Genomic DNA, 26101 nt, shown 5'->3' on the forward strand with positions numbered 1-26101 from the left:
TATAAAAAAATTAATGGCTCGAAGATACAAAAAACGCTTCTAATATGAAGAAGCGTTGTTTTAGTCAACCTATTTAAGAGTTTTTTTCTTTTCGTTTGATTACTTGATCATAAATAACGAGACCTATAATTGTAAGCATACCAATACCAGCAATAACAAACCAAATATTACCTGGATGATAATTATTCCAAACATGTGTAGTCATCTGCTCTTGTGTCATTTGTAATTTTTCTGCGGCTTCAGTATAAAAATTATTTTTTGTGTAATTTTCATCTAGTTGAGGTAATTCAATATTTTTTGTGGATAATTCTTTTCGTATCAAAAGAACTTTATCCGACATTTTTTCATATAAATCACCTGTAATCCATTTGGTTAATAAGTTTGCAAATGCAATAGGTAAAAAATAAGTTCCCATATAAAGTGCCTCTTTACCTTTTGGCGAAATTTTAGCAATATAATCTGAAAACTTTGGGTTTGAAGTCATTTCTCCAATAGCAAAAATTAAAATACCAAATATTGTGAAGAATACATTTGATGTGTAAAAAGATAAAGCAATACCAATAACTGCGATGAAAATTCCAGTCATCATAGCATTAATTGGTTTCCATTTTAATATAATTGTTGAAACAATCATCTGTAAAATAACTATAAAAAATGCATCAAGATTTACAACCATTTCGGGATTAATACCTCCATGTTTATTTTTGAAAAATTCTGCAATCCAAGGAGTGTAGTTTGATAAGGTGTCGTATAGTGGTTTTGTATTGACCCATTCTTCAATAAATACAGGCAAAGTATAAAATAATTGATTGAACATTAGCCAAAAACCGACCATAATTAAAAGAAGTAAAGTCAATTTCATATCAGAAAGAGCTTCAAAAATATTTTTCAAGGACTTAATGATTGTTTTGCCTAATGAATCTTCATTTTTTTCTCTGTTTGGCTCTTTAAAAAATAAAATAACTATTATTAAGTTTATAGCTATTGCCACAGTAGCCATTATAAATACAATTTTCCAACCATATTCATCTCTTAATTTTGCTGAAAAAAGAGGCCCAAAAAAACCTCCTATATTTACCATCATATAAAACACACCAAATCCAAACGATGAATTTCGATTATCTGTAGATTTAGTAACTATAGCTGATGCCACAGGTTTAAACATTGCAGCACCAATGGCTACAATAAGAAACATAATAAAAACAGCAGGATATGAAGTAACGTTACCCATGTAATAATAACCAATACCTAATAGTAAATAAGCAATAATTAGTGATAGTTTATAGCCTATTTTATCTGATATAGCTCCAGTAATAATAGGCAGTAAGTATAAAATAAATGTAACATACGACATTATTTCTCCTCTTTCAACATGTGTAAAACCTAAGGCTCCCTCATCAATTGAACCAGTTAAATATAATGCTAGAACTGCAAATAAGCCATACCATGCCCAACGTTCAAATAATTCCATTGCACTTGCTACCCAAAAAGGCTTGGTAAACGACTTTAAAAGTCCAATAAAACCTAAATCATTATTTTCTGTAATCATAAGTGTAAAATTTAAATAAAAAGCCCAAATAATTAATTATTTGAGCTTTTTAATATCTATATAAATTGAATTTGTAAACATATTTTAGTGAATACCTTTCATAGCTTTGTTTAGGAATGGAGAGAGTACCACTAGACAAATACCAGAACCTAACATCAACATTGTGATAAAAGGGTATAGTTGAAAATCATATTTATGTAAAATACTTTCTAGCATACCGGCCAAATAGTTACCGGCTGCAAAACTCGCCATCCATAATCCCATTACAACCGAAACTAATTTTTTAGGTGCTAGTTTTGTGATCATTGAAAGTCCAATTGGAGATAACATTAATTCTCCTAATGTCAAAATTACATATACAGCTACTAACCACCATGGAGAAACTAAATTACCTCCATTAGCAGCATGACTAGCTTGAGTCATAATCCAGAATGCAAAAGCACCTAAAAATAAACCTATGGCAAATTTAATAGGTGTTCTTGGGTTAAACTTTAAAGCATCTAATTTTAACCACATTACTGAAAAAATAGGAGCAAAGATTAAAATAGCTAACGGATTGATATTTTGAAACCAAGAAGCCGGAACATCCCAACCAAAAATTAGCCTGTCTGTATTCTCTTTAGCAAATAAATTCATTGTACCACCGGCTTGTTCAAATCCAGCCCAAAAAGCTATATTAAAAAAAGCAAGTACTAAAATTACAGCCATTCTACTCCATTCAGCAGAACCATTTGTTCCTTTGAAAATAACGTATGCTAAACCAATTATACCAACAGCAAAGCCAACAGAAGTAATAATACTTGTAACATTATCAGGCAACATTCTCCAAATAAAAACTACAACAAAAGTCGCAATTACTAAGCCAATAGCATACATAACAATATCTCTCCAATCTTTTGTATCTAAAACAAATTTGTTTTCTGGAGAATTTGGTGGAAGACCTTTTTGTTCAAGTGTAGCTTCTCTGGCTTTTAACCAAACAACACCTATAATCATACCAACACCGGCAGCTAAATAACCATAACCCCAAGAAACATTTTCACCTAAGGCACCCGCAATAAAAGGGCCTAAAATAGCTCCTAAGTTAATTCCCATATAGAAAATATTGAAAGCAGAATCTTTTCTTGGGTCATTATCATCGTAAAAATCACCTACAATGGTTGAAATATTTGGTTTAAAGAATCCGTTACCAATAATAAGCACACCTAAACCGAAGTTAAATATAAAAAGACGAGTTACAGGATCTAGTGAATGTGCTAAAAATGCACTGGCAGCCAATAAAAATTGTCCAACAGCCATAACTAACCCTCCAATGTAAACTGTTTTACGTTTACCTAAGAAATTATCTGCTACCCAACCACCAAGTATAGGAGTTAAGTAAACTAAACCTGTGAAAATAGCATAAAGAGCTAATGATTCTTCTCTGTTTAATCCAAATCCACCATTTGCTAATTCAGCAGTAAGATATAAAGTTAATAAAGCACGCATTCCATAGTAACTAAATCTTTCCCACATTTCAGTGGCAAAAAGTGTATAGAGCGCCTTTGGATGTCCTTCTTTTATAGTTTTGTCAGTCATATATGATTATTTAATTGATTAATAAATGTAAGTAACTTTAAGTTAATTAGCTTTTAATTTGTTTCAGATTATTTTCTTTTTCACTCAAATTTTCTTTTATAAAAGTAGTCATTTTATTGTATAAATGAAGCCTTGTATTTTTACCTCTATAAATACCATGAGTTCTGTCAGGATAAATTTCTGAGTCAAATTGTTTATTTGCTTCAATAAAAGCATTTTTTAAACGCAAAGTATTTTGCAAATGTACATTATCATCGCCACTACCGTGAATTAATAAGAATTTACCTTCTAAAAGTCCTGCATAACTCAAAGGAGAATTGTTATCATATCCACTTGGGTTTTCTTGGGGAGTTTGCATATAACGTTCGGTATAAATAGAATCGTAAAAACGCCAACTTGTTACAGGAGCAACCGCAATTGCCATTTTAAAAACTTCACTGCCTTTAAGTAAACAGTTGGTTGCCATAAATCCGCCATAACTCCAACCCCAAATTCCAATTTCATTTTTATCAATATAAGGTTGTTTAGCTAATTCTTGAGCAACTTCAATTTGATCGATTACTTCGTATTTTCCTAATTCTTTATATGTAATTTTTTTAAAATCAGCTCCTTTAAAACCGGTTCCTCTTCCATCAACACAAGCAATTATATAACCTTGTTGCGCTAACATTTGATACCAATAATCGTTATAACTATTCCAACTATTACTAACAGATTGAGATCCCGGTCCGGAATATTGTGTCATAAATAAAGGATACTTTTTGTTGGCGTCAAAATTTGCAGGTTTTAATATCCAGGCATTAAACCCACCGTTTGGTGTTTTTAGGGTAAAAAATTCCTTTTTACTTAATTTATAATTGGCTAATTGTTGTAAAAGCTGATTGTTATTGAGTATTTCTTTTAATTGCAAACCTTCACCATTGTATAATGTATAAATAGGAGGTGTATTTGCATCAGAAAAAGTGTTTATAAAATAATTGAAGTTTTTACTGAAAGATGCATCATTTGTACCGGACTCGTTAGTTAAACGCTTTTTATCTTTTCCATTTAAATTTATGGAGTAAATAGTTCTGTTAATTGAACCATCTTCTACAGATTGATAATACAATGTGTTTGTGTTTTCATTTACACCGTAAAAATCGGTTACTTCCCAATTTCCTTTGGTTATTTGGGTTTTTAGAACACCCTCTTTTGTGTAATGGTAAATATGATTATAGCCATCTTTTTCGCTAGTCCATAAAAAACTGTTATCGGCTAAAAAAGTTAGGTTATCATTAATATCAATATAAGCTTTATCAATTTCATTCAATATTATTTTTGAAGATGAATTTGAAGCATTTACAAAGTATAATTTTAAATTGTTTTGATGACGATTTAAGGTAGTTACACATACTATATTAGCATCATTTGTCCATTTTATACGAGGAATATATTCGTAATTTCCAACATCAATTTTAGAAGTTTTAGCAGTGTCAATATTGAATATATGTAATGTAACTTCAGCATTTTTTTCTCCGGCTTTCGGATATTTAAAAACTTGTTGAGTTGGGTATAATCCTGTGCCAACAATATCCATTGAATACGTTGGTACTTCAGATTCGTCAAAACGTAAAAAAGCAAGGTTTTTACTGTCTTTACTCCATTCAAAAGCTTTTACAAAAGCAAATTCTTCTTCATACACCCAATCACAAATACCATTTATAATATTATTCTTTTTACCATCAAAAGTAACTTGTATAACTTCGTTAGTTTCTAAGTTTTTAATAAAAAGGTTATTGTTTTTAGCGTAGGCAACTTTCTTACTGTCAGGTGAAAAGGTTGGTTCTTGAATTTTGTTAGAATCAATTAGTTTAAGCGATTTTGAGGCAATATCATAAATATAAAAAACGCCCAAACTTGAATGTCTGTATATAGGTTCAGAATCTACTCCTAAAATCAATTTTGTTTCGTTATCGTTAAAAGTATAACTTTCAAAATATTTTAATTCATTTAAATCTTTACTGTCAACAATAGTTTCAACTTTTTCTAAAGTTTCGTAACTGTACTTGTCAATTGATGTAGAGCGAGTATAATTATTAAAATTAAGCAAAGTATAATAATCACCATTCATAGAATTTAGAGAGTTCATTCGCTCTGTTCTAAAGGTGCCGTTCCAAATTTCGTCTAAAGTTATGTCTTTGTTTTGAGCTGTTGCTATTGATGTTATAGCTATAAAGAAAATAAGTATTTTATACATCTAATTTAAACTTCTTAAAATGATTGCCAAGTTTAAGAAAAAAATAGCATAATTAAGGTAAAATATATCATAAAAAACAACAAAATATAGTTTAAGCAATAAATTATTATTAATAAATTATCTTTGTTGCATTATTAAAATTTAAACAGAATGTTAAAAACTGTTAGTGGTTTTTCAAAACTTAATAAGTTTGAGAAAATTGATTGGTTGGTTTCAACTTTTTTTAATGAAGATGAAAAAATTAAACGTGTTTTAGAGCAATATTGGAATAGCAATAAAGTATTACAAGATTTGCACGATGATTTTATTGAAAACACCATTTCTAACTTTTATATACCTTTTGCTATTGCACCTAATTTTGTAATTAATGGTAAAGATTATACCATACCAATGACTATTGAAGAAAGTTCAGTTGTTGCAGCAGCTTCATTAGTGGCTAAATTTTGGAGTACAAGAGGAGGTTTTAAGGCTGAAGTACTTTCCACTACTAAAATTGGTCAGGTTCATTTTATGTATGAAGGTGATAAAAAAGAACTTCAAAAGTATTTCAATTTAAAAAAAGAAGACTTATTTAAAGCTACTGAATCCATTACAAAAAATATGCGTAAACGTGGTGGAGGAATTTTAGCTGTTGAACTTAGAGATAAAACGGCAGCTTTAGCCAATTATTACCAGCTTCATGTTACGTTTGAAACTGCCAATAGTATGGGGGCAAACTTTATAAATTCGTGTTTAGAAGCCATTGCAAATGAGTTTAAAAAGGATGATATTCAAATAGTAATGAGTATTTTGTCAAACTATGTTCCTGAGTGTTTGGTACGTGCTGAAGTAAGTTGTAGAGTGGAAGAGTTGTATGCTGAAAATGCTGAATTATTTGCTCAAAAATTTATTCAGGCGGTACAAATTGCTAACGCCGAACCTCATAGAGCAGTTACTCATAATAAAGGAATTATGAATGGGGTTGATGCCGTTGTTTTAGCAACAGGAAACGATTTTAGAGCTATTGAGGCCGGAGCACACGCTTATGCAGCACGTAGTGGAAAATACAAGAGTTTAACTAATGCAAGTATTGAAAACGGAATTTTTAAATTTTGGATTGAAATACCGTTAGCTTTAGGTACTGTGGGTGGATTAACAGCTTTACATCCTTTATCGAAATTATCGTTACAATTGTTAGAAAATCCGTCAGCAAAAGAATTAATGGAAATTGTTGCAGTTGCCGGATTGGCTCAAAATTTTGCAGCATTAAGGGCTTTAACTACTACCGGAATTCAAAAAGGACATATGAAAATGCACCTAACCAATATTATCAAACAACTAGGTGCAAGTGAAGACGAAAAACAGTTTTTAATTAAGTATTTTGAAAATAAAACGGTAACACATAATGCAGTTGTTGAGGCTTATAATAAGTTAGTACAGGATAAATAAATTTTGAAAATTACAGAGGAGGTTGGAAATAGTTATAAATAAGAGAAAATAAACCGGTGGCTGAGCGGAGTCGAAGCCAATCATAATATGGATATGGATAAAGGTTTTGTTTATATATTAGAATGTGCTGATGGTACATTTTATACAGGAAGCACCAAAGATATAGAGCTTAGATTAAATCAACATCAAAATGGAATAGGCGCAAAATATACTGCTGAACGGCTTCCTGTTAAACTAATTTATATTGAAGAGTTTACCACTATTTCAGAAGCTTTTTATAGGGAAAAGCAAATTCAAGGATGGAGCAGGAAAAAGAAAGTTGCTTTAATAAATAAGAAAATTGAGAACTTGCCTAAATTTTCAGAATGTAATAATGAAACACATTATACTAAAAAGGCTTCGACTCCGCTCAGCCACCGGAATGAAAATTCTGAAAATAACGAAAAACAAAATATAGTTGGGCAGAGTCGAAGCTACAGCAACGGAAAATTACTTATTACAGGAGAATATTTTGTGTTAGAAGGAGCAAAATCACTAGCTGTACCTACTAAATTTGGACAAGATTTAGTGGTAGAACATATAAAAGAACCTCAATTAATTTGGGGCAGTTTTACTGAAAAAGGAAGCTGTTGGTTGGAAGCTGTTTTTGATTTACCAAAACTTCGCTTAGTAAATGCTTCTTTTAATTCAGAAGAAGAAGGAGGAAATGATAATTTTGCTGAAAATTTAAACAAAATATTACTTCAAGTTAGAGCGTTAAATCCTGATTTTTTAAATTCAGAAAATGGATTTTTGGTAAAAACGAACGTAACATTTCCTAAAAATTGGGGATTAGGAACATCTTCAACCTTAATTAATAACTTGGCAAGTTGGGCAAAAGTGAATCCGTATAAATTATTAGCAACTACTTTTGGAGGAAGCGGTTACGATATTGCGTGTGCGCAACACAATTCGCCAATTTTATACACTAAAACAGCTACAGAACCAATTGTTGAAGAAGTGATTTTTAATCCTGAATTTAAAGAGCAATTGTATTTTGTATATCTCAATAAAAAGCAAAATAGCAGAGAAGGCATTCAGCGGTTTAACACATTAAAAGGGAAATTAATTTCAGAAGTGAACCAAATTTCAAGTTTAACTGAAGCCATTTTAAAAGCAGATAATTTACATGATTTTGAGAAACTACTTTTTGAGCACGAAAAATTGGTTTCAAAAACGATTCAATTAAAACCTGTTCAAGAATTGTTGTTTTCAGATTATTTCGGACAAACAAAAAGTTTAGGTGCTTGGGGAGGCGATTTTATTTTAGCAACAGGTAATGATAATACTCTTAATTATTTTAAACAAAAAGGATTTGAAACGGTGATTCCGTATCGAGATTTAATTCTGTAAAAGAAGGTGAAAAAACGTCATTCTGAACTTGTTTCAGAATCTCAATATATTGGTTATGAACTATTATGAGAACCTGAAATAAATTCAGGTTGACGAAAGATATGTAATAAAGGGATAACAATTATTTGTACAATAAATGAAAAAGAAATTTATAGTAGTAGGTGGTGGAGCAGCAGGTTTTTTTGCAGCAATCAATGCTGCAGAATTACATCCGGAATTAGAAGTTATTATTTTAGAAGGAAGCAATAATGTGTTGCAAAAAGTAAAAGTGAGTGGAGGTGGACGTTGTAATGTTACACACGCTTGTTTTATGCCAAAAGAACTGACAGAATTTTATCCGAGAGGAAAAAAAGAGTTGTTAGGACCTTTTCATCAGTTTATGACCGGTGATACAATGGAATGGTTTGAAAACAGAGGAGTTTCTTTAAAAATTGAAGATGATAATCGTGTTTTTCCTGAGTCAAATTCATCTCAAACTATTATAAATTGTTTTTTAGAAAGTGCCAAAAATGCCGGAGTTAAAGTTTTAACAAGTACCAGAGTAAATTCTATTGAAAGACATCAAGAAAAATTTATGTTACAAACTGCTGAGCAGTCTTTTGAAGCTGATTATCTACTAATTGCAACCGGAAGTAATGCTAAGGTTTGGAGCATGATTGAAGCGTTGGGGCATTCGGTTGTTTCACCGGTTCCTTCTTTATTTACATTCAATATTTTGGATGAAAGAATTAAAGATATTCCGGGAATTTCAGTTCCGTTGGCAACTGTAAAAGTTATAGGTTCAAAATTAGAAGAACAAGGACCTTTATTAATAACACATTGGGGAATGAGTGGTCCGGGTATTTTAAAACTTTCAGCTTGGGGAGCTTTAGAATTGTATCAAAAAGACTATAAATTTGAAATTGAAGTAAATTGGTTGAGTAAAAAATTCGATACAGTTTTAAATAAATTAAAATCTGTAAAAAAAGAACAACCTAAAAAACAAGTTGTATTGCGTGCTGTTTTTGAAGAAATTCCTAAGCGTTTATGGGAAAAATTTGTGGTTACTGCTCAAATTTCAGTAACTACACAATGGGCTCAATTAAGTAATAAGCAATTAGAAAATTTAGCAAGTCAACTTACAAAAAGTATTTTTAAAGTGGAAGGAAAAAGTACGTTTAAAGATGAATTTGTTACAGCCGGTGGCGTTGATTTAAAAGAAATTGATTTTAAACGTTTTGAGAGTAAACTCCATAAAAACTTATTTTTTGCAGGCGAAGTACTTAATGTTGATGCTATTACAGGCGGATTTAATTTTCAAAATGCTTGGACAGGCAGTTGGATTGTTGTTAACTCAATCATTTAAAATATAGCCCGAACTTTTTTTAAAATCCGGGCTACATGCAAAACTCAAATTAATTCAAAATTTGATTAATCTTTATAAGGATTTAACGTGTTAATCTTTCCTTCTTTATCATAAGTAATTTCAGCAACTTTAACTGATCTTAAGTGGGTAACTCCTTTTGATAATGAGGAGTCGTGGTAAAATAAATACCATTTACCTTCAACTTCGCAAATTGAATGGTGTGATGTCCACCCAACCACAGGATTTAAGATACGTCCTTGATAAGTGAATGGTCCGTAAGGATTATCACCTGTTGCATAACAAATATAATGTGTATCACCTGTTGAGTAAGAAAAATAGTAGGTACCATTGTATTTGTGCATCCATGCAGCTTCAAAAAACCTACGATCGTTATCACCTGCTAACAACAAATTTCCATTTTCATCTACAATTTCAATTTCTTTTGGCTTTTCAGCAAATTCTAATAAATCATCTGTCATTTTAGCAACATAAGGTAATAAAGCAGGTTCATCATCTTTTGGTAAATGCGCTGTAGGGCTTTCAGGTTGTTCTGCATTAAAAGTTCCTGTTCTCCAACGTTGTAATTGTCCGCCCCAAATCCCTCCAAAATACATGTAATAGTTTCCATCTTCATCTTCAAAAACAGCAGGATCTATTGAAAAACTTCCTTTTATAGCTTCGGGTTGTGGTGTAAATGGTCCTATTGGTGAATCACTTACAGCTACGCCAATTCTAAAAATTCCGTCATGTGCTTTTGCAGGAAAAAATAAGTAATATTTTCCGTCTTTATGTGCTGCATCAGGTGCCCACATTTGTTGATGTACCCAAGGAACATCTTTTGCATGGAGTGTAACACCATTATCTATAGCTTCTGCATTGATAGTATCCATAGAAATAACATGGTAATCTTCCATTGCAAAATGGCTTCCTAAATCATCAAAGGCTTCACCGGCATCAATATCATGAGAAGGATATATGTAAATTTTTCCATTAAACACGTGTGCTGAAGGATCAGCTGTATAAATATGTTTTACTAAAGGTTGCGAAATCGCTTTTTTGTTTAATTCATCAAAGTTAATATGATCAATACTATCTTCTGGCATAATTCAATATATTTTACTTTTATAATAATTACTCAGTTTCAATTCTTCTGTCCCTTAAATCTGTTTCTATTTGTGTTTCCATTTTCTTATTTATTTCATAAAAGAATAATAAACTTGCACCTACTAAAAATGGTACAGCCGGATAAACACTTACCAATAATTTAATGCCGTTGATGGCACTTTCCGGTTGACTTAAAGATTTTGGAACATAATCATAAAAATTTAATACAGCAGCAACGAGAGCTCCTCCAATACTTAATCCTGCTTTTAATCCTACCATCATAGCTGAAAAAATGATTGCAGTAGCTCTTCTATTATTTTTCCATTCAGAGTAATCAGCAACATCAGCAATCATAGCCCATAAAAGCGGAATGGTAATTCCGTAAAAGAACCCATGAAGAATTTGAGAAATAAACATCAAACTAACCGATTTTGACGGAAAGAAATAAAATGCAATTATAAATAGTGTTGAAATTACCAATGCAATTGCAAATACATCTCGTTTTCCATATTTATCGGCAAATCTTTTTGATAATGTTATTCCAACAATCATAAAAATAATTCCTCCGGCATTGAATAAACCAAATCCTGTAGAAACAACGTCATCTTCAAATATATTGAGTCCAACAGCCGACAGTGAATCAAGTATTGGCTGAATAAATAGCGCTAGTCTATCTTTGTCTACATAATTTTCAAAATAGTATAAATAAGAACCACCTTTTAATGCTAAAGTTGTAAATACTAATATGGTAAGAACAAGCATTATTATCCAAGGTCTGTTCTTAAATAAATCCTTCAAATCTTCACTTAAACTTGATTTTTGTTCAGGTTTAGGAACAATGCGTTCTCTTGTAGTAAAAAAGGTAATTATTAACATAATTGTTCCTACAATGGCAAGTGCAGTCATTACCTTTTCAATTCCTAAAGCTTTATCTCCACCACCAACAGTAAGAATAATAGGATACATAAAAACTTGAACAAAAAATTGTGCAAACATCACAGCAACAAATCTATATGATGAAATGCTGTTTCTTTCTGCCATATCTCCTGTAATAACGCCACTTAATGCAGAGTAAGGTAAATTATTAGCGGCATAAAGAAGTAGTAATAAGCTATAAGTTGCAGCAGCATAAATAACTTTGCCCTTATAAGAAAAATCAGGTGTTGTGAATGCTAATAATGCAACAACTCCAAGAGGTATTGCCGTATATAAAATCCAAGGTCTAAATTTACCCCATTTTGTAACAGTTCTATCAGCTAATGCACCAATAATTGGATTAAATCCAAATGCAGCAATTAAACCTACTGTTAGCATTATTATTGATGAATGGTCTGTAGATAAACCATAAATATCAGTATAAAAATATGCCAGATATGTAATTAATGTTTGAAAAACTAAATTTGCGGCTAGATCGCCTAAACTGTATCCGACTTTTTCTCTGACGGATAATTTTTGTGAATTTGTATTCATTAAGTGCTTTTTTAGGATGATATCTTTAATTGCTTATTTTAATTTTAAAGCATAAGTTTAAATATAGGCAATCGATTGCGTAAATTTAATTAAAACATAGTTACAATACAAGATAAAAGTGTCTTGTTATATTAACAATTATGATTAGCTTATTCTTTTCCATCTTTTAATGATAAAATAGTTTTATATGCTTTTTTTGGTTTGAATTCTCTGTCAAACAATAATGGATAATTAGTACGACCATTTATAGGCCAATTGTTTAACCAAGATTGACCGTCGTTAACACCCCAAAAAGTTATTCTGCTTATATTGTCTTTATGTTTTAAAAGAATTTTAAATATGTCTTCATAGCGTTTTGCTAATTTATTATTTATAGAATCAGGAAGTTTGTTAGGGTATGGATTCATCGTTTCATTATTTTCAAAACTCATATTAACATCAGCACCATGAACTTCAAAAGGGTTTGGTAATACAGTAATATCGAGCTCTGTAATTGAAATTTTTATGCCTAAAGCAGCATATTCAGTAAGGCTTTTATCAATTTCTTTTAAATCAGGAAAATTTAATCCCCAATGACCTTGCATACCAATACCATCAATTTTTACTCCTTTTTCTTGTAAACTTTTTACAAGCTTTATAGCACCTTTTCTTTTTGGGGCATCAGCCATACTGTAATCGTTATAATACAATTCAGCTACTGGATCAGCTTCTGCAGCAAGTTTAAAAGCCAAGGCTAAGTAATCTTCACCTAACGCATCCAAAAATACAGTTTTACGTAATGTGCCATCATCATTTAAAGCTTCATTAACAACATCCCAGCTATTTACTTTTCCTTTGTACCTGTTAACTATGGTTTGTATATGATTTTTCATAAAATTAACCATTTCAGTACTGTCTTTAATTTCTTTTATCCAAGGGGCAAGTTGACTGTGCCATATTAATGTGTGTCCATGAATAAACAGATTGTTTTTTTCTCCAAAGGCTACAAATTTATCTGCTTGTTTAAAGTTAAATGTGTCTTTTTGAGGGTGAATATGCATTGATTTCATCATATTTTCAGCAGTAATACTGTTGAATTCATTTATAATTAAAGCAGTTTCAACAGAGTCAGTTTTGTTAAACTGAAATTCATTCAAAGCAGCTCCAATGTAAAAATCATTTTCAAAAGTTTTTTTAAGTGATTTTTGTTCTTTTTGAATTGTTTTTTGAGTACAATTTGTAAGTAGAATTATTGAGATGAATAAGGATAGAATTATTTTAAAAAATTTCATAAATTAAGAATGTTTTAAGTTTCCGCAATCGGTTGCGTAAATTTACTTAAATCTTCATAATTAAACAAGAAACAATTTATATTTTAAAATTTTATAATTAAGCTAACTGCCCTCTGTGTGGTTTTAATGCATCTCTGTATGTTTTCATATCAATTTCATCAACAATTATATAGGCAATAGTGTGCATTTCTGAAATTTTTGAGAAATTAATTTCGTAATAGTGTAGTTTTTCAATTACAGCGAATTCTTTTAGATGAATGCAGTGATGTTCAGCAGTTTTTTCAGCAGAAGGACCTCTAAAATCCCAAATAAGTTTAAGTTTTCTATTCAAAATTAAGTGCTATTTATTTCCAACAAAAATTAATAATTCGCCGCTTTTATATGAAATGATAACTTCATTTTCTGAGGCTTTATTTCGTGTTCCAATTCGTGTTCCAAAAGTTAATATTTCATTTTTTAAAGGATATTTTAAGCCTTTTGTAGTTATATTTTGAGCTTCAGGAAACGGAATTAAAGAGATGGTTTTATTTTTTACGTTAGTTAAGGTAATCGATTTTTCAATAAAAAAATAGCGGCCAAAGTCATCAAAAAAAGTAATTGTCAGCTCATTTTTAAGTTTTAATGCTGTACTTATGTTTCCTAAAAAGTGATCGTGTTCCAAGCCACTTCCTCCATAAACATCAATAGCATTAAATCCTTTTTCTTTTAAAATTAACAATGTTTTTTCAAAATCGGTAAAATTTTGATCTTCAGTTTCTATAACTTCTGTATTTGTTGGAATTTTGTTAATAGAATCAAAATCCCCGGTAACCAAATCAGGAATAATATTTTTTGATTTTAAAAAATTGTATGCACCATCTACTGCACAAACTAATTTATAAGAAGTTAAATCTGGTAAAACAGTAGGTTTTGCTCCATTAAGTAATAAAAATGCTTTTTTAGAATTCATTTGGTAAAATTAACTAAAAAGAAGCATTTATGATTATTTTAAAGACATCCTTTTATGGTTACTAAAGAATGTCTTTTTAAAACTTTAGAAGTTATTTTTCTTTTTGCAGCAAAGTGAGAATAATAATACCTATTCTGGCAATTAAAAAAACAAACATTCCAAATAAAGGAGATAAAATAGCAACTTTTAAACCACCGGCTAGCATAGCGGGAGAAATATCTCCGGCGACCTGAATTGCATCAAAAGCTTCAATAAATCCAATCATTTGCCCTAAAAACCCCCAAACCAATGCAAATAAACTTATTGAACTAACTAGTTTGATTGTTCTCTCATTATTATTACGTTTGATAAATGCTTTTATCAATAGAGCAATAATTACAACTAATAAAATAAGAGTAGTGTACATAAAAAGCGGTCCACCTTCATTTAATCTGTCAAAAAATTGATTTAAAAATGAAGGTTTGTCGCTTTGTAGAACTAATAAATACATAAGATGAATTTTTAAAATTTATATTTTAAATATCTATTTTTAATCAAAGAAATTTAGATTATTTCGATTAGTAACAGAAAAGAAAGTATATTCAACTATTTAAAAGCCTCTTTTGTTAAAAAGAGATGAAAATTAGTAATATCAAGGTTATTATATTATTTCTATCGATAATGCAAAAATGTAATTTTAAAATATCCGATATTGCAAGTTATGGATAAAAAATATAAAGTAATTCAATATCTAATTACTTTTTTAATTCACTCAATATTTTGGGTAATTATATACTTTTTTTATGCCTATTTTTTAGGTTACGGAAGTACAAATACTAAATATGTTAATTTGTTTTCAGGCTTTTTAATGCCTGTTACAATTTTTATCAGTTATTTTTTAATATATTATTTAATACCTAACTATTTATTTACCAAGAAGTACAAGCTTTTTATTTTATACAATATTTATACATTCATAATTTCTGTTTACCTAATAAATCTGTCAATTTTATATGGCTTGGTCTACTCGGAAGGTTTAATGCACAAGAGTACGGTTCCTTTAACAAAAACATTACCACTTATAATATTAGGAGTATTTTTTGTGGTTACAATTGTTGTATCACTTAATTTGATAATTTATAGTTACAAATCAATTGTTAAAAACGAAAGCCTAAAAAGTAAAATTTTGGAAACACAATTACAGCTTAAAGAGCAGGAATTAAAGTTTTTAAAAATGCAAATTCACCCACATTTTTTGTTTAATACCTTAAATACTATTTATGGTTTTGCGCTGAAGCAATCTAAAGATACTCCCGAAATAATTTTAAAGCTTTCAAACTTACTTGATTATATTTTGTACCAAGTAAATAAACCAAAAGTTAGTTTAAAAGAAGAAGTTACACATATAAAGGAATATATAGCCTTAGAAAAAATAAGATTTCAAGATACTTTAAAAGTTTCATTTAAAGCCAATGATATTTCAGAAGAAAAACAAATAGCTCCAATGTTATTGATTCCATTTGTTGAAAATGCATTTAAACACGGTAATTTAATTGAAGGATTTTTAAAAGTTGAAATTGTTATTGCTTTAGATGATGATAAATTAGATTTTCAAATAAAAAATACGGTTTTAACAAATGATGAATTGGAAGGGAATAAAGGTATTGGTCTCGAAAATATTAAAAAACGATTAAATTTATTGTATGCTAATAATTATAAATTAGATATTGAAAAAAATGATAATTGGTTTACAGTAAATCTTACTATTTATAACTTAAATGAAATAAATAATGGCTAAAAATATACACTGTTTAATTGTTGATGATGAGCCTATAGCTCGCGAAATTTTAGAGAATCATTTGAGTAAAATTAACGCTGTTACTGTTGTTGCTACTTGTAAAAATGCTATTGAAGCTTTTAATGAAATAAGCTCAAAACAGGTAGATTTAATTTTTTTAGATATCAATATGCCTGAGATTTCAGGATTGTCTTTTGCAAAATCCATCAATAAAAATATAAAGGTAATATTTACTACAGCTTACCGAGAATATGCAGTTGACGGTTTTGATTTACAAGCGGTTGATTATTTATTAAAACCAATTTCATTCAATCGTTTATTACAGTCGGTTAATAAGTATTTAGGAGAAGCCGGTAATGTAAATGCAGATTTGACAACAGAAATTAGTGAAGATAAAAATGATTTTATTTTTGTACGTTCAGATAGAAAAATGATTAAAATAGATTTTTCTGAAATACATTATATAGAAAGTTTAAGCGATTATATTAAAATTCATATTGATAATAAAACGGTTGTTACAAGAGAAACAATAACCAGTATAGAAGCCAAACTTCCACAAAAAGACTTTTTAAGAATTCACAGGTCGTTTATAGTTTCGATACCTAAAATGGAGTCTTTTACCAATGAATTTATTGAAATTAATAAAAAGGCACTTCCAATAAGTAGAAGTTACAAAAATAATGTGCTTTTTAGGTTAGAAAATGTTTAAGCTCATTCAAAAAATTAAAAAGAAGTTAGCTTAAGCGACTTTTAGTATATTTGCCAAAATTTTTGTTTTGATTGAGTCAGACTTTATTTTAAATAAATATTCAGTAGAAAACATTTCAAACGGAAGTGTAACTTGGAAAACACCTAGCAACATTGCATTGGTAAAATATTGGGGAAAGCAAGAACCTCAAATTCCTGAAAATACTTCTATTAGTTTTACATTAGATGCTTGTTTTACGTTAACTACATTGGAGTTTACTAAAAAAGAAGTACGTCAACCTGAATTTATTTCAGGTTCCTATCATGAGATGCTGAAACGAGTTAAGTATGACAAGACAAATTTTAATTTCGAAGTTTTTTTTGAAGGTAAAAAAAAGGATGATTTTAAGCCTAAAATTGCCACATTTTTTAAAAGAATAGAACATTACGTGCCTTTTTTAAAAGAGTTTGATTTTGTAATAAAATCTCGTAATTCTTTTCCTCATAGCAGCGGAATAGCATCTTCAGCAAGTGGAATGAGTGCTTTGGCATTATGTATTATGAGTTTAGAACGGTTATTAAGCGGAGTAGAAATGACAGATGAATATTTCAATAAAAAAGCTTCATTTTTAGCTCGATTGGGTTCCGGTAGTGCGTGCAGAAGTATTGAAGGCGAATTGGTAGTTTGGGGAAGTCATACTGAAATATCAGAAAGTTCAAATTTATACGGAATTAAATTTCCTTATAAAGTTCATAAGAATTTTAAAAATTATCACGATACTATTTTATTGGTTGATGAAGGAGAAAAACAAGTTTCAAGTACTGTCGGACATCAATTAATGCACAATCATCCGTTTGCACAACAGCGTTTTAATCAGGCTAATAATAACATTTCAAAAATCTCTAAAGTGCTTCAAAATGGTAATTTAAAAGAATTTATTGCGATAGTTGAAAGTGAAGCATTAAGTTTACATGCAATGATGATGACCAGCAATCCGTATTTTATTTTGATGAAACCAAATACCTTGAAAATTATCAATAAAATATGGGAGTTTAGAAGAGAAACAAATTCAAATATTTGTTTTACGTTAGATGCAGGAGCAAATGTTCATGTATTATTTCCTGAAAATGAAAAGGAGGTTGTTAACAATTTTATTGTTAGTGAGTTAATTCAATTTTGTCAAGAAAATCATTATATTTGTGATAGAATTGGAGTTGGTGCGAAGAAATTTAAAATTGAGAATTAACAATTGATAATAGGGAAGGACAATGTTATAAAAACAAAGAGTTTTTTGTTTTTTGTTAGAATTGTTAATTTGTATAAATTTTTAACTCAAGAAAAAAAGGAATTTATTATTTCTAAACAATTATTACGTTCAGGTACAAGTGTAGGAGCATTAGTTAGAGAGTCAGAACATGCTGAAAGTAAAGCCGACTTTATTCATAAATTATCAGTAGCTTTAAAAGAAGCAAATGAAACAGAATATTGGTTAGATTTATTAAAAGAGACAGATTATTTAAATGAATTAGAGTATATTAGTATACAGGAAAATATAAAAGAAATTTTAAAAATTTTAGTAAGTATTATTAAAACATCAAAATAAAATTAATTGTCAATTTTCCATTGTGAATTGTCAATTCAAATACTATGAAAGGACCACTTTTTTACGCAAAAATCTTACTTTTTGGTGAGTATGGAATTATTAAAGACTCCAAAGGATTGGCAATTCCGTATAACAGTTATCAAGGAGCGTTAAAAAAATCAGAAGAACTTACTGAAGATGCTCAAAAATCAAATAAAAATTTATTGAATTTTTATACGTTTCTTAAAAACTTAGAAAAAACAGAGCTTGTTAGTTTTAGATTAGATGAATTTAAGACTGATATTGAAGATGGAATGTATTTTGATTCAAGTATTCCTCAAGGTTATGGAGTTGGAAGTTCAGGGGCTTTGGTAGCTGCTATTTATGATAAATATGCAAATGATAAAATTACGGTTTTAGAAAATTTAACAAGAGATAAATTGCTGAAATTAAAGGAAATATTTTCTTTAATGGAATCATTTTTTCACGGTAAAAGCTCTGGGTTAGATCCGCTAAATTCTTATTTAAGTATTCCTATATTAATCAACTCAAAAGATAATTTAGAGCCAACAGGAATTCCATCGCAAAAAGAAGGAAAAGGCGCTGTATTTTTATTAGATTCTGAAATGATTGGAGAAACGGAACCAATGGTAAACATTTTTATGAATAAAATGAAAAATGAAGGCTTTAGAAAAATGATTGATGAAGATTTTGCTAATTATACAAACGCTTGTATTGATGATTTTTTACATGGAAATGTGAAATCTTTATTTGGTAACGTTAAACAATTATCGAAAGTTGTTTTAGATAATTTTAAACCAATGATACCAAAACCTTTTCATAAAATTTGGAAAAGTGGAATCGAATCTAACGATTATTATTTAAAACTTTGCGGCTCTGGTGGTGGAGGATATATTTTAGGTTTCACGGAAGATTTTGATAAAACAAAAATTATTCTTAAAGATTATAAACTAGAATTGGTTTATAGATTTTAATCATAAAATAATTACTTCCAAGTAAAGTTTAATAAGTAGTTTTGTTGTTAAATTTTATTTTCCTGATGGATTTACTCGAAATGGCTAAAAATAACAGTAAAAGAAATGCACCATTTTATATAAAGATGTTGAGTTTGTTTTCTGTTGTAAGAGGCTATAATATTTTACTTATTGTAATAGCACAGTATTTAGCATCTATATTTATTTTTTCAGCTGAAAAATCGTTGAAACATGTATTGCTGGATGTAAATTTATTTTTTATCGTATTTTCAACTACATGTGTGATAGCTGCAGGGTACATAATTAACAGCTTTTACGATAGTGAAGCCGATAAAATAAACAGACCATTAAAATCTAAAATTGACGCAATTGTTAGTCAAAAAGTAAAGTTGCAGATTTATTTTGCGTTGAATTTTTTAGGTGTGTTAATTGCATTAATGGTTTCGTGGAGAGCAGCGTTGTTTTTTTCAGTATATATTTTTTCAATTTGGTTTTATTCTCATAAACTTAAAAAATATCCTTTAACCGGCTTGTTTTCAGGTGCCATAATTTCAATTCTGCCATTTTTTGCGGTTTTTGTATATTTTAAAAACTTTTCTGAAATTATTTTTACTCATGCTGCATTTTTGTTTTTTATCTTATTGATACGAGAATTAATAAAAGACCTTGAAAAATTGAAAGGCGATTTTATTCAAAACTATCAAACCATCGCTGTAAAATATGGAGAGCAGTTTACAAAAACATTAATAACCATACTTTCTGTATTTACATTAAATCCTGTTTATTTTTTATTAAAGTTACCTGAAGTTGGTGGTATGAGATATTACTTTTATTTTAGTGTAGCAGTACTTATTATTTTTAATGTTTTGTTATGGATTGGAAAAACCAAGCAACAATATGTTAAATTACATTTAATTATAAAGTTATTAATTGTAGCAGGTGTATTTAGCTTAGCATTAATTGATTATTCTGTTATTATAGACAGAATTCTTGTTAAATAAAATTTTATTTTCATTTAGTTAGAAGAATAAAAATTATTTTTGCAAAAAATAATATAATGAATACAAATAAAAACTCGTCGAGAGGACGACAACAGGGAAAAGGAAAACTTCAAAAGCCTCACAATAAAAAAGTTGTAGGTAAAAAACAATTTTCAAAAAAAACTGAGAATAATTCGGTTTCTAAACCTACTAAAACGAATACAGAAACGGAAGGTATTCGTCTAAATAAATATATTGCAAATGCAGGAATTTGTTCTCGTAGAGAAGCAGATGTATTTATAAAAGCAGGTAGCGCAACGGTTAATGGAAAAGTAGTTACCGAAATGGGTTATAAAGTTTTGCCAACTGATGAGGTTAAGTTTGATGGAACATCAATAAATCCTGAAAAAAAACGATATGTTTTGTTAAACAAGCCTAAAAACTTTATAACTACTATGGAAGATGACAGGGGGCGTAGAACAGTTATGGATTTAGTTGCAAATGCATCAAAAGAAAGAATTTATCCGGTAGGAAGATTAGATAGAAATACAACAGGGTTATTGCTTTTTACAAATGATGGAGAATTGGCAAAAAAATTAACGCATCCAAAACATAATATTCAGAAAATTTACCATGCAACTTTAGATAAAAAACTCGCAATGAGTGATTTACAAAAAATAGCTGAAGGTTTTATGTTAGACAACCGAAAAGTTATTGTTGATGAAATTTCATATATAAATAATGAACCTAAAAATGAAGTCGGTGTTAAAATTCACTCTGGTAGAAATAGGATAGTGCGTAGAATATTTGAACATTTTAACTATAATGTAATAAAATTAGATAGGGTTATTTTTGCAGGTTTATCAAAAAAAGACCTTCCAAGAGGGCATTGGCGTCACTTAACCGAAATGGAGGTAAATACATTAAAAATGCTTTAAGGCTTAATTTAAAATCAGGATTTACCCTGATTTTTTTGTTTAAAAAAAGTTTTTACATTTCTTTAAAAAATTTTGTTGGTGCTATTAATTTTTTATATTTGGAATGGTATAAAAAAATATCAAGATGAAATTAAATATTTTTAAGTCTAATTATAACTAATTTATTTTGAAGAGAATAATTGTAGATTATAAAAAACTAACTCCGGAAATTTTAAATTTGTTAGTTGAGAAATTCCCAGATGGTTATGGCATTAAAGACATAGTTAAGTTTATCAACCATAAAGGGAAATACATTGAAGCTGTTGAAGTATCAACCGATGATACTAAATATTTGGTGAAAATTAGTGATGAACTAGTTGATAGTATGGAGAGTTATGATGAGGATGACACTGATACATATCCGGCAGACATTGATGATGGTGATGGTGTAGATTTTGGTGATGTTGATATTGATATTGAGGAAGAAGAATAAAATATTTACAAAAAAAAATAATTTAAAAAAGCTATAAATACAATTGTTTATAGCTTTTTTTGTATGTAATTTAAATAAAAAAAAAACCGAACGTTTAGTTCGGTTTTTATGGTGGTGCCTCCAGGAATCGAACCAGGGACACAAGGATTTTCAGTCCTTTGCTCTACCAACTGAGCTAAGGCACCATCGCTTTAGCGGATGCAAATATAAACCTATTTTTTATACAATTCAAAACAATTTTAAAAAAATCTGTTGTATTTTTGGAGCTGATTTAAAAAAGAGGATGAACTTAATAATAGATGTTGGAAATACAAGAATTAAAATAGCTGTTTTTGAAAATAGTGAAATGATTTATAATGAAGTGTTTACAAAAGTAAACTTCATGAAAAGTGTTTTTGATGTAATTGAAAAATATAATTGTAAATATGCAATTATTGCTTCTGTAGGTTCAATAAAAAAATCGGAAATTAATCTTTTAAAAAATAAAATCAACCTTATTGACCTTAATTTTGAGACTAAAATTCCGTTTAGAAATGAATATGAAACACCCCAAACGTTAGGTGTTGATAGAATTGCGTTGGTTTCTGCAGCAGTTTCAAAATATCCAAATAAAAACACTTTAATAATTGATGCAGGTACATGTATAACTTACGACTTTGTTGATGATAAAGCGTGTTATCACGGAGGAGCAATTTCGCCCGGTATAAAAATGCGATATAAGGCGCTTAATAAGTTTACCCAAAAATTGCCACTTTTAGAACCTGAATATATTGATGAGTTAATTGGGAATTCAACAAAAACAAGTATACATTTGGGGGTTATTAAAGGTGTTATAAGTGAAATTGATGGTTTTATTGAACAATATAGAAAAAAAAATAAAGATTTAACAGTAGTTTTAACAGGTGGAGACGTTAATTTCTTGGCTAATAGATTAAAAAATAGCATATTTGCCAATCCTAATTTTTTATTAGAAGGATTGAACTCTATTTTGACATATAATATATAATAAATGATTAAAAAAATAATAGTAGTTATAACTCTATTTATATCAGTAGTAAGCATTGCTCAAAAAAATAATACATCAGCATATTCCTTTTTTGGTATTGGTGATAAAAATAATTCAAGTACTGTAGAACAGCTAAGTATGGGAGGTGTAGGTGTAACTTTGGCAGAAAGTTATCGTTTGAATTTATTGAATCCGGCTTCAAATGCGTCTTTAAGATTAACAACATATTCTTTAGCATTAGAAAATAAAAATACAAGGGCAAAAGACAGTAATGATAAACAACGAGCAGCAGCCACTTATTTGTCATATTTAGCAATGGGTATACCGTTAGGAGAAAAGGGAGGTTTAGTATTTGGTTTATTGCCAAACTCTACTGTTGGATACTCGTTGTTGTCAAATAAATATGAAGGAGATGAGACTATTGAAGCTAGCCTATATGAAGGTGAAGGTGGCACAAATAAAGTTTTTTTAGGAGTTGGATATAAGATTTTTAAAGGATTTAGCTTTGGTTTACAAGGTAATTATGTTTTTGGAAAAATAGAAAACAGTATTTTAAATCAGGTTAAAGATGCGTCTTTGGCAACAAAATACAAAACAGAATCAAATGTTGATGGATTTTCATTAAATGCAGGGATTCAATATAAAACCACATTAAAAAATAAATTAAATTTGCATATTGGTGGAGCCTTTGAGTTTGGAAATGAAATTAATGCTGAAGGAAATGAATATTTATATTCTGTAATATTAAGCAATAGTGAATCACCTAGAGATACAATTTTAAATAAAAAAAGTGATGGGAAATTAAAATCACCTTTAAAAACAACGTTAGGTGTTGGCATAGGAAAGCAAGATAAATGGTATGCAGGAGTAGATTATAGTTTTCAAAATGCTTTGGAATTAAAAGGAGACGTTTTTGATAATTTTTCAAAAACTGATTACGATAATTATAGTAAAGTTTCTGTTGGTGGTTTTTATACTCCAAAAATTAACTCTATAACAAGTTATTGGGAAAGAGTTACTTATAGAGCGGGATTTAAATTTGAGAATACTGGGTTGTTGGTGGATTCATCAGGTAATGGAACTGATTTTACATCTATAAAAGATTTTGGCATATCTTTTGGTGTAGGATTACCAGTAACCAAACAATTATCTAGTTTAAACTTTGGTTTTGAATTTGGAAAAAGAGGTAAAGCCACAAAAGGGTTAGTTGAAGAAAATTATTTTAATTTTAGATTAAGCCTTTCATTAAATGATAAATGGTTCAATAAAAGACAAATATTTTAATTTAAAAGGATGAGAAGATGAAAAAAATAAAAAAAACTTTAGCCTTATTATTTTTTATGATTTCAATACCGGTTGTATTTTCACAGGCAGACCAATGTCATATAAAATACAATTTGTTTAAAGGAGATTATAAAGCAAAAAAGTATGATGCAGCTTATGAAAATTGGATTTGGTGTATGGATAACTGCCCTACATTGTCAGTTAACATATATAAATTAGGTATTAAAATTGCTGAAGACAGATTGGCAAAAGCAACACCTGCCGAAAAACCAGCAGCTGAAAAACTTGTAGAGAGAGTTTATTTGCAACGTATAGAGCATTTCCCAAAAGACAAAGCAGACATCTACGATGATATGGCAACCTTCAAAGCCGAGCAAGGCGCTTCTGAAGACGAAGTTTATAGTTGGCTGGAAAAAGCTTTTAAAGAAGACCCAACTGCGTTAGGTTCTAAAAATATGTATAAATATTTTGATATTATTTTAAATAGAAATAAAGATACTAATGCACAAAAAGTTTTTGATACTTATGATGAAGTAGGAGAAGGTCTTGAATTAAAAAGAGCTGAGTATTCTAAAAAAATTGATGCTATTAATGCTAAAGATTCAACAAGTTTAAGTGCAAAGGACAAAAAGAACAGAGATTTATATCAGCAAATTTTAACTAACCTTACATTAGTTGAATCAGGATTGGATGCAAAAATATCTGAAATTTCTACTTGTGAGAACTTGATACCTTTAAATAAAAAATATTTTGAAGAGAAGAAAAATGATCCTGTGTGGTTAAAAAGAGCAGTGTCAAGAATGTATAATAAAGAATGTACTGATGATCCTTTTTATGATACTTTGGTAGAAGCTTATGTTCATGCAGACCCTTCTCCTCAAGCATCTGTATTTTATGCAGGTATTTTAATGAAAAAAGGAGAAACAAATAAAGCGATGGATTATTTTAAGAAAGCCGTAGATCAAGAAACAGATTCTTATAAGAAAGCCGGAAATTTATTGAAAATTGCTCAAATTTTGAGTAAAAAAGGTCAAAAAAGCGAAGCAAGAAGTTATTGTTATAAAGCATTACAATACCAACCGACTATGGGTAATGCTTACCTGTTAATTTCAACTATGTACGCTTCAAGTGCAAATTCTTGTGGTACCGATATTGTTTCAAAAAGAATGGTATATGTGGCAGCTTTAAATATGGCTGTTAAAGCAAAATCTATTGACCCAAGTGTAAGTAGTTTAGCTAATAAATTAATATCTAGTTATTCTCAAAATATACCTTCTAAAAAAGATCTGTTTGTAGCAGGTGTTCAATCTGGTTCTACACATAGAATTGGATGTTGGATTAACGAAACAGTTAGAGTTCCATAAAATTAGATTTAAAATTTTAGAATTGATATATTTGTTGAATGACAAAATCAATTGTACATAAAATAAAAAACATTGCTGTTGTTTTAACAACAGCAATGTTTTTTTCATGCACTAATGATATTAAAGAGATTAGGGATTTTTTAGCTGATAAAAACTTACCAATAGGAGAGGCGTATAATATTAATCATGTTCATACAGATTCAGGGAGAGTTGATATTAAAATGAAAGCGCCTTTAATGCTTGATTTTAGTAATAGAGATAAGCATCCTTATTCAGAATTTCCAAAAGGAATTAAAATTTCAACCATTGAAAAGAATGGAGATTCGGTTACTATTGAAGGAAGTTATGCTAAAAGTTATAGCAATACGGAAGTGTCTGAAATTAGAGATAATGTTATAATTTATAACTATGCACAAAAGCATAAGCTAATTACTGATCAGGTTTATTGGGATCAAAAAACACATTATTTTTTTACAGAAAAAAAGTTTATTTTTTATACCTTGACCGATACCATTTATGGAACCGGTTTTGAAGCGTCAGAAGATTTAAAAACGTGGTGGGTTAAAAATCAGAGTGGAGTTATAAACGTTAGAGAATAAATAATGCAAAAAATTTGGAAAGTATTTGAAATAGGGTATTTAATAATAGCAGTAGTTTTTATTATAGAAACTATTTTAAATTGGAACTCAAACA

At 29.4% G+C, this 26101-nt stretch carries 24 protein-coding genes and 1 tRNA gene; 15 read left to right on the forward strand and 10 right to left on the reverse strand.

Translation table 11 applies throughout. The annotated features are described in order from the left end of the window. Positions 1–73 precede the first annotated feature (73 nt). From HGB55_RS12000 to HGB55_RS12010, 3 genes are all read right to left on the reverse strand, one after another. Positions 74–1549 (reverse strand): MFS transporter, encoded by a 1476-nt coding sequence (locus tag HGB55_RS12000; protein WP_168817143.1) that lies wholly within the window; start codon positions 1547–1549, stop codon positions 74–76. 84 nt (positions 1550–1633) lie between these two features. Then, positions 1634–3127, reverse strand: a complete 1494-nt coding sequence (locus tag HGB55_RS12005; protein WP_168817144.1) for a peptide MFS transporter — start codon at positions 3125–3127, stop codon at positions 1634–1636. Between the two features lie 46 nt (positions 3128–3173). Then, positions 3174–5363 carry a S9 family peptidase gene (locus tag HGB55_RS12010; protein ID WP_168817145.1) on the reverse strand — a complete coding sequence of 730 codons (2190 nt, stop codon included), beginning with the start codon at positions 5361–5363 and terminating at the stop codon, positions 3174–3176. A gap of 150 nt (positions 5364–5513) precedes the next feature. Between HGB55_RS12010 and HGB55_RS12015 the strand changes: the two genes are divergently transcribed. From HGB55_RS12015 to HGB55_RS12030, 3 genes are all read left to right on the forward strand, one after another. Beyond that, on the forward strand, positions 5514–6791 hold the full coding sequence (locus HGB55_RS12015; protein WP_168817146.1) for a hydroxymethylglutaryl-CoA reductase, degradative: 1278 nt from the start codon (positions 5514–5516) through the stop codon (positions 6789–6791). An 87-nt stretch (positions 6792–6878) separates the two neighbouring features. Further along, positions 6879–8183 carry a GYDIA family GHMP kinase gene (locus HGB55_RS12025; RefSeq protein ID WP_211047389.1) on the forward strand — a complete coding sequence of 435 codons (1305 nt, stop codon included), beginning with the start codon at positions 6879–6881 and terminating at the stop codon, positions 8181–8183. 136 nt (positions 8184–8319) lie between these two features. Then, the gene (locus HGB55_RS12030) at positions 8320–9528 is read left to right on the forward strand and encodes an NAD(P)/FAD-dependent oxidoreductase (protein ID WP_168817147.1); all 1209 of its coding nucleotides are present in this window, start codon (positions 8320–8322) and stop codon (positions 9526–9528) included. Positions 9529–9593: 65 nt separating this feature from the next. Here the strand turns inward: HGB55_RS12030 and HGB55_RS12035 are convergent, their stop codons facing one another. From HGB55_RS12035 to HGB55_RS12060, 6 genes are all read right to left on the reverse strand, one after another. Next, positions 9594–10631 carry a glycoside hydrolase family 43 protein gene (locus HGB55_RS12035; RefSeq protein WP_168817148.1) on the reverse strand — a complete coding sequence of 346 codons (1038 nt, stop codon included), beginning with the start codon at positions 10629–10631 and terminating at the stop codon, positions 9594–9596. A 28-nt stretch (positions 10632–10659) separates the two neighbouring features. After that, positions 10660–12102, reverse strand: coding sequence for an MFS transporter (locus HGB55_RS12040; protein ID WP_168817149.1), 1443 nt, complete (start codon positions 12100–12102; stop codon positions 10660–10662). A 149-nt stretch (positions 12103–12251) separates the two neighbouring features. Continuing rightward, positions 12252–13373 carry an endo-1,4-beta-xylanase gene (locus tag HGB55_RS12045; protein WP_168817150.1) on the reverse strand — a complete coding sequence of 374 codons (1122 nt, stop codon included), beginning with the start codon at positions 13371–13373 and terminating at the stop codon, positions 12252–12254. Positions 13374–13470: 97 nt separating this feature from the next. Continuing rightward, the gene (locus HGB55_RS12050) at positions 13471–13704 is read right to left on the reverse strand and encodes a hypothetical protein (RefSeq protein WP_168817151.1); all 234 of its coding nucleotides are present in this window, start codon (positions 13702–13704) and stop codon (positions 13471–13473) included. A 9-nt stretch (positions 13705–13713) separates the two neighbouring features. Continuing rightward, entirely contained in the window at positions 13714–14322 is a 609-nt protein-coding gene (locus tag HGB55_RS12055) for a thiamine diphosphokinase (RefSeq protein WP_168817152.1), read from the reverse strand. A 91-nt stretch (positions 14323–14413) separates the two neighbouring features. Further along, positions 14414–14812, reverse strand: coding sequence for a MotA/TolQ/ExbB proton channel family protein (locus HGB55_RS12060; protein WP_168817153.1), 399 nt, complete (start codon positions 14810–14812; stop codon positions 14414–14416). A gap of 675 nt (positions 14813–15487) precedes the next feature. Here HGB55_RS12060 and HGB55_RS15535 point away from each other — a divergent pair. From HGB55_RS15535 to HGB55_RS12100, 8 genes are all read left to right on the forward strand, one after another. Continuing rightward, positions 15488–16099 carry a sensor histidine kinase gene (locus HGB55_RS15535; RefSeq protein WP_247649214.1) on the forward strand — a complete coding sequence of 204 codons (612 nt, stop codon included), beginning with the start codon at positions 15488–15490 and terminating at the stop codon, positions 16097–16099. Beyond that, entirely contained in the window at positions 16092–16808 is a 717-nt protein-coding gene (locus HGB55_RS12070; RefSeq protein WP_168817155.1) for a LytTR family DNA-binding domain-containing protein, read from the forward strand. Before HGB55_RS15535 ends, HGB55_RS12070 begins: the two co-directional genes overlap by 8 nt. A gap of 67 nt (positions 16809–16875) precedes the next feature. Further along, the gene (locus HGB55_RS12075; RefSeq protein ID WP_168817156.1) at positions 16876–18033 is read left to right on the forward strand and encodes a diphosphomevalonate/mevalonate 3,5-bisphosphate decarboxylase family protein; all 1158 of its coding nucleotides are present in this window, start codon (positions 16876–16878) and stop codon (positions 18031–18033) included. 9 nt (positions 18034–18042) lie between these two features. Then, positions 18043–18390 (forward strand): four helix bundle protein, encoded by a 348-nt coding sequence (locus HGB55_RS12080; RefSeq protein WP_371807821.1) that lies wholly within the window; start codon positions 18043–18045, stop codon positions 18388–18390. A gap of 44 nt (positions 18391–18434) precedes the next feature. Then, positions 18435–19364 (forward strand): mevalonate kinase, encoded by a 930-nt coding sequence (locus HGB55_RS12085; protein ID WP_168817158.1) that lies wholly within the window; start codon positions 18435–18437, stop codon positions 19362–19364. Positions 19365–19429: 65 nt separating this feature from the next. Beyond that, entirely contained in the window at positions 19430–20365 is a 936-nt protein-coding gene (locus HGB55_RS12090) for a geranylgeranylglycerol-phosphate geranylgeranyltransferase (RefSeq protein ID WP_247649215.1), read from the forward strand. 56 nt (positions 20366–20421) lie between these two features. Continuing rightward, the gene (locus HGB55_RS12095) at positions 20422–21282 is read left to right on the forward strand and encodes a pseudouridine synthase (RefSeq protein ID WP_168817159.1); all 861 of its coding nucleotides are present in this window, start codon (positions 20422–20424) and stop codon (positions 21280–21282) included. Between the two features lie 166 nt (positions 21283–21448). Continuing rightward, the gene (locus tag HGB55_RS12100) at positions 21449–21754 is read left to right on the forward strand and encodes a hypothetical protein (RefSeq protein ID WP_168817160.1); all 306 of its coding nucleotides are present in this window, start codon (positions 21449–21451) and stop codon (positions 21752–21754) included. A 109-nt stretch (positions 21755–21863) separates the two neighbouring features. Here HGB55_RS12100 and HGB55_RS12105 read toward each other — a convergent pair. Next, positions 21864–21939, reverse strand: a tRNA-Phe gene (locus tag HGB55_RS12105). Positions 21940–22037: 98 nt separating this feature from the next. On the opposite strand from HGB55_RS12105, the gene HGB55_RS12110 reads away from it, so the two are divergent. The 4 genes from HGB55_RS12110 to lptC are packed head-to-tail and all read left to right on the forward strand — an operon-like array spanning position 22038 to position 26007. Next, positions 22038–22760, forward strand: a complete 723-nt coding sequence (locus HGB55_RS12110; RefSeq protein ID WP_168817161.1) for a type III pantothenate kinase — start codon at positions 22038–22040, stop codon at positions 22758–22760. A 3-nt stretch (positions 22761–22763) separates the two neighbouring features. After that, positions 22764–24044, forward strand: coding sequence for a hypothetical protein (locus HGB55_RS12115; protein ID WP_168817162.1), 1281 nt, complete (start codon positions 22764–22766; stop codon positions 24042–24044). A 17-nt stretch (positions 24045–24061) separates the two neighbouring features. After that, complete coding sequence (locus HGB55_RS12120; RefSeq protein WP_168817163.1) at positions 24062–25408, forward strand: hypothetical protein; 1347 nt, start codon at positions 24062–24064, stop codon at positions 25406–25408. Between the two features lie 38 nt (positions 25409–25446). Continuing rightward, on the forward strand, positions 25447–26007 hold the full coding sequence (gene lptC / locus HGB55_RS12125) for an LPS export ABC transporter periplasmic protein LptC (RefSeq protein ID WP_247649216.1): 561 nt from the start codon (positions 25447–25449) through the stop codon (positions 26005–26007). Positions 26008–26101 lie beyond the last annotated feature (94 nt).

It is taken from the genome of Lutibacter sp. B1 (assembly GCF_012524075.1).
GTDB lineage: Bacteria > Bacteroidota > Bacteroidia > Flavobacteriales > Flavobacteriaceae > Lutibacter.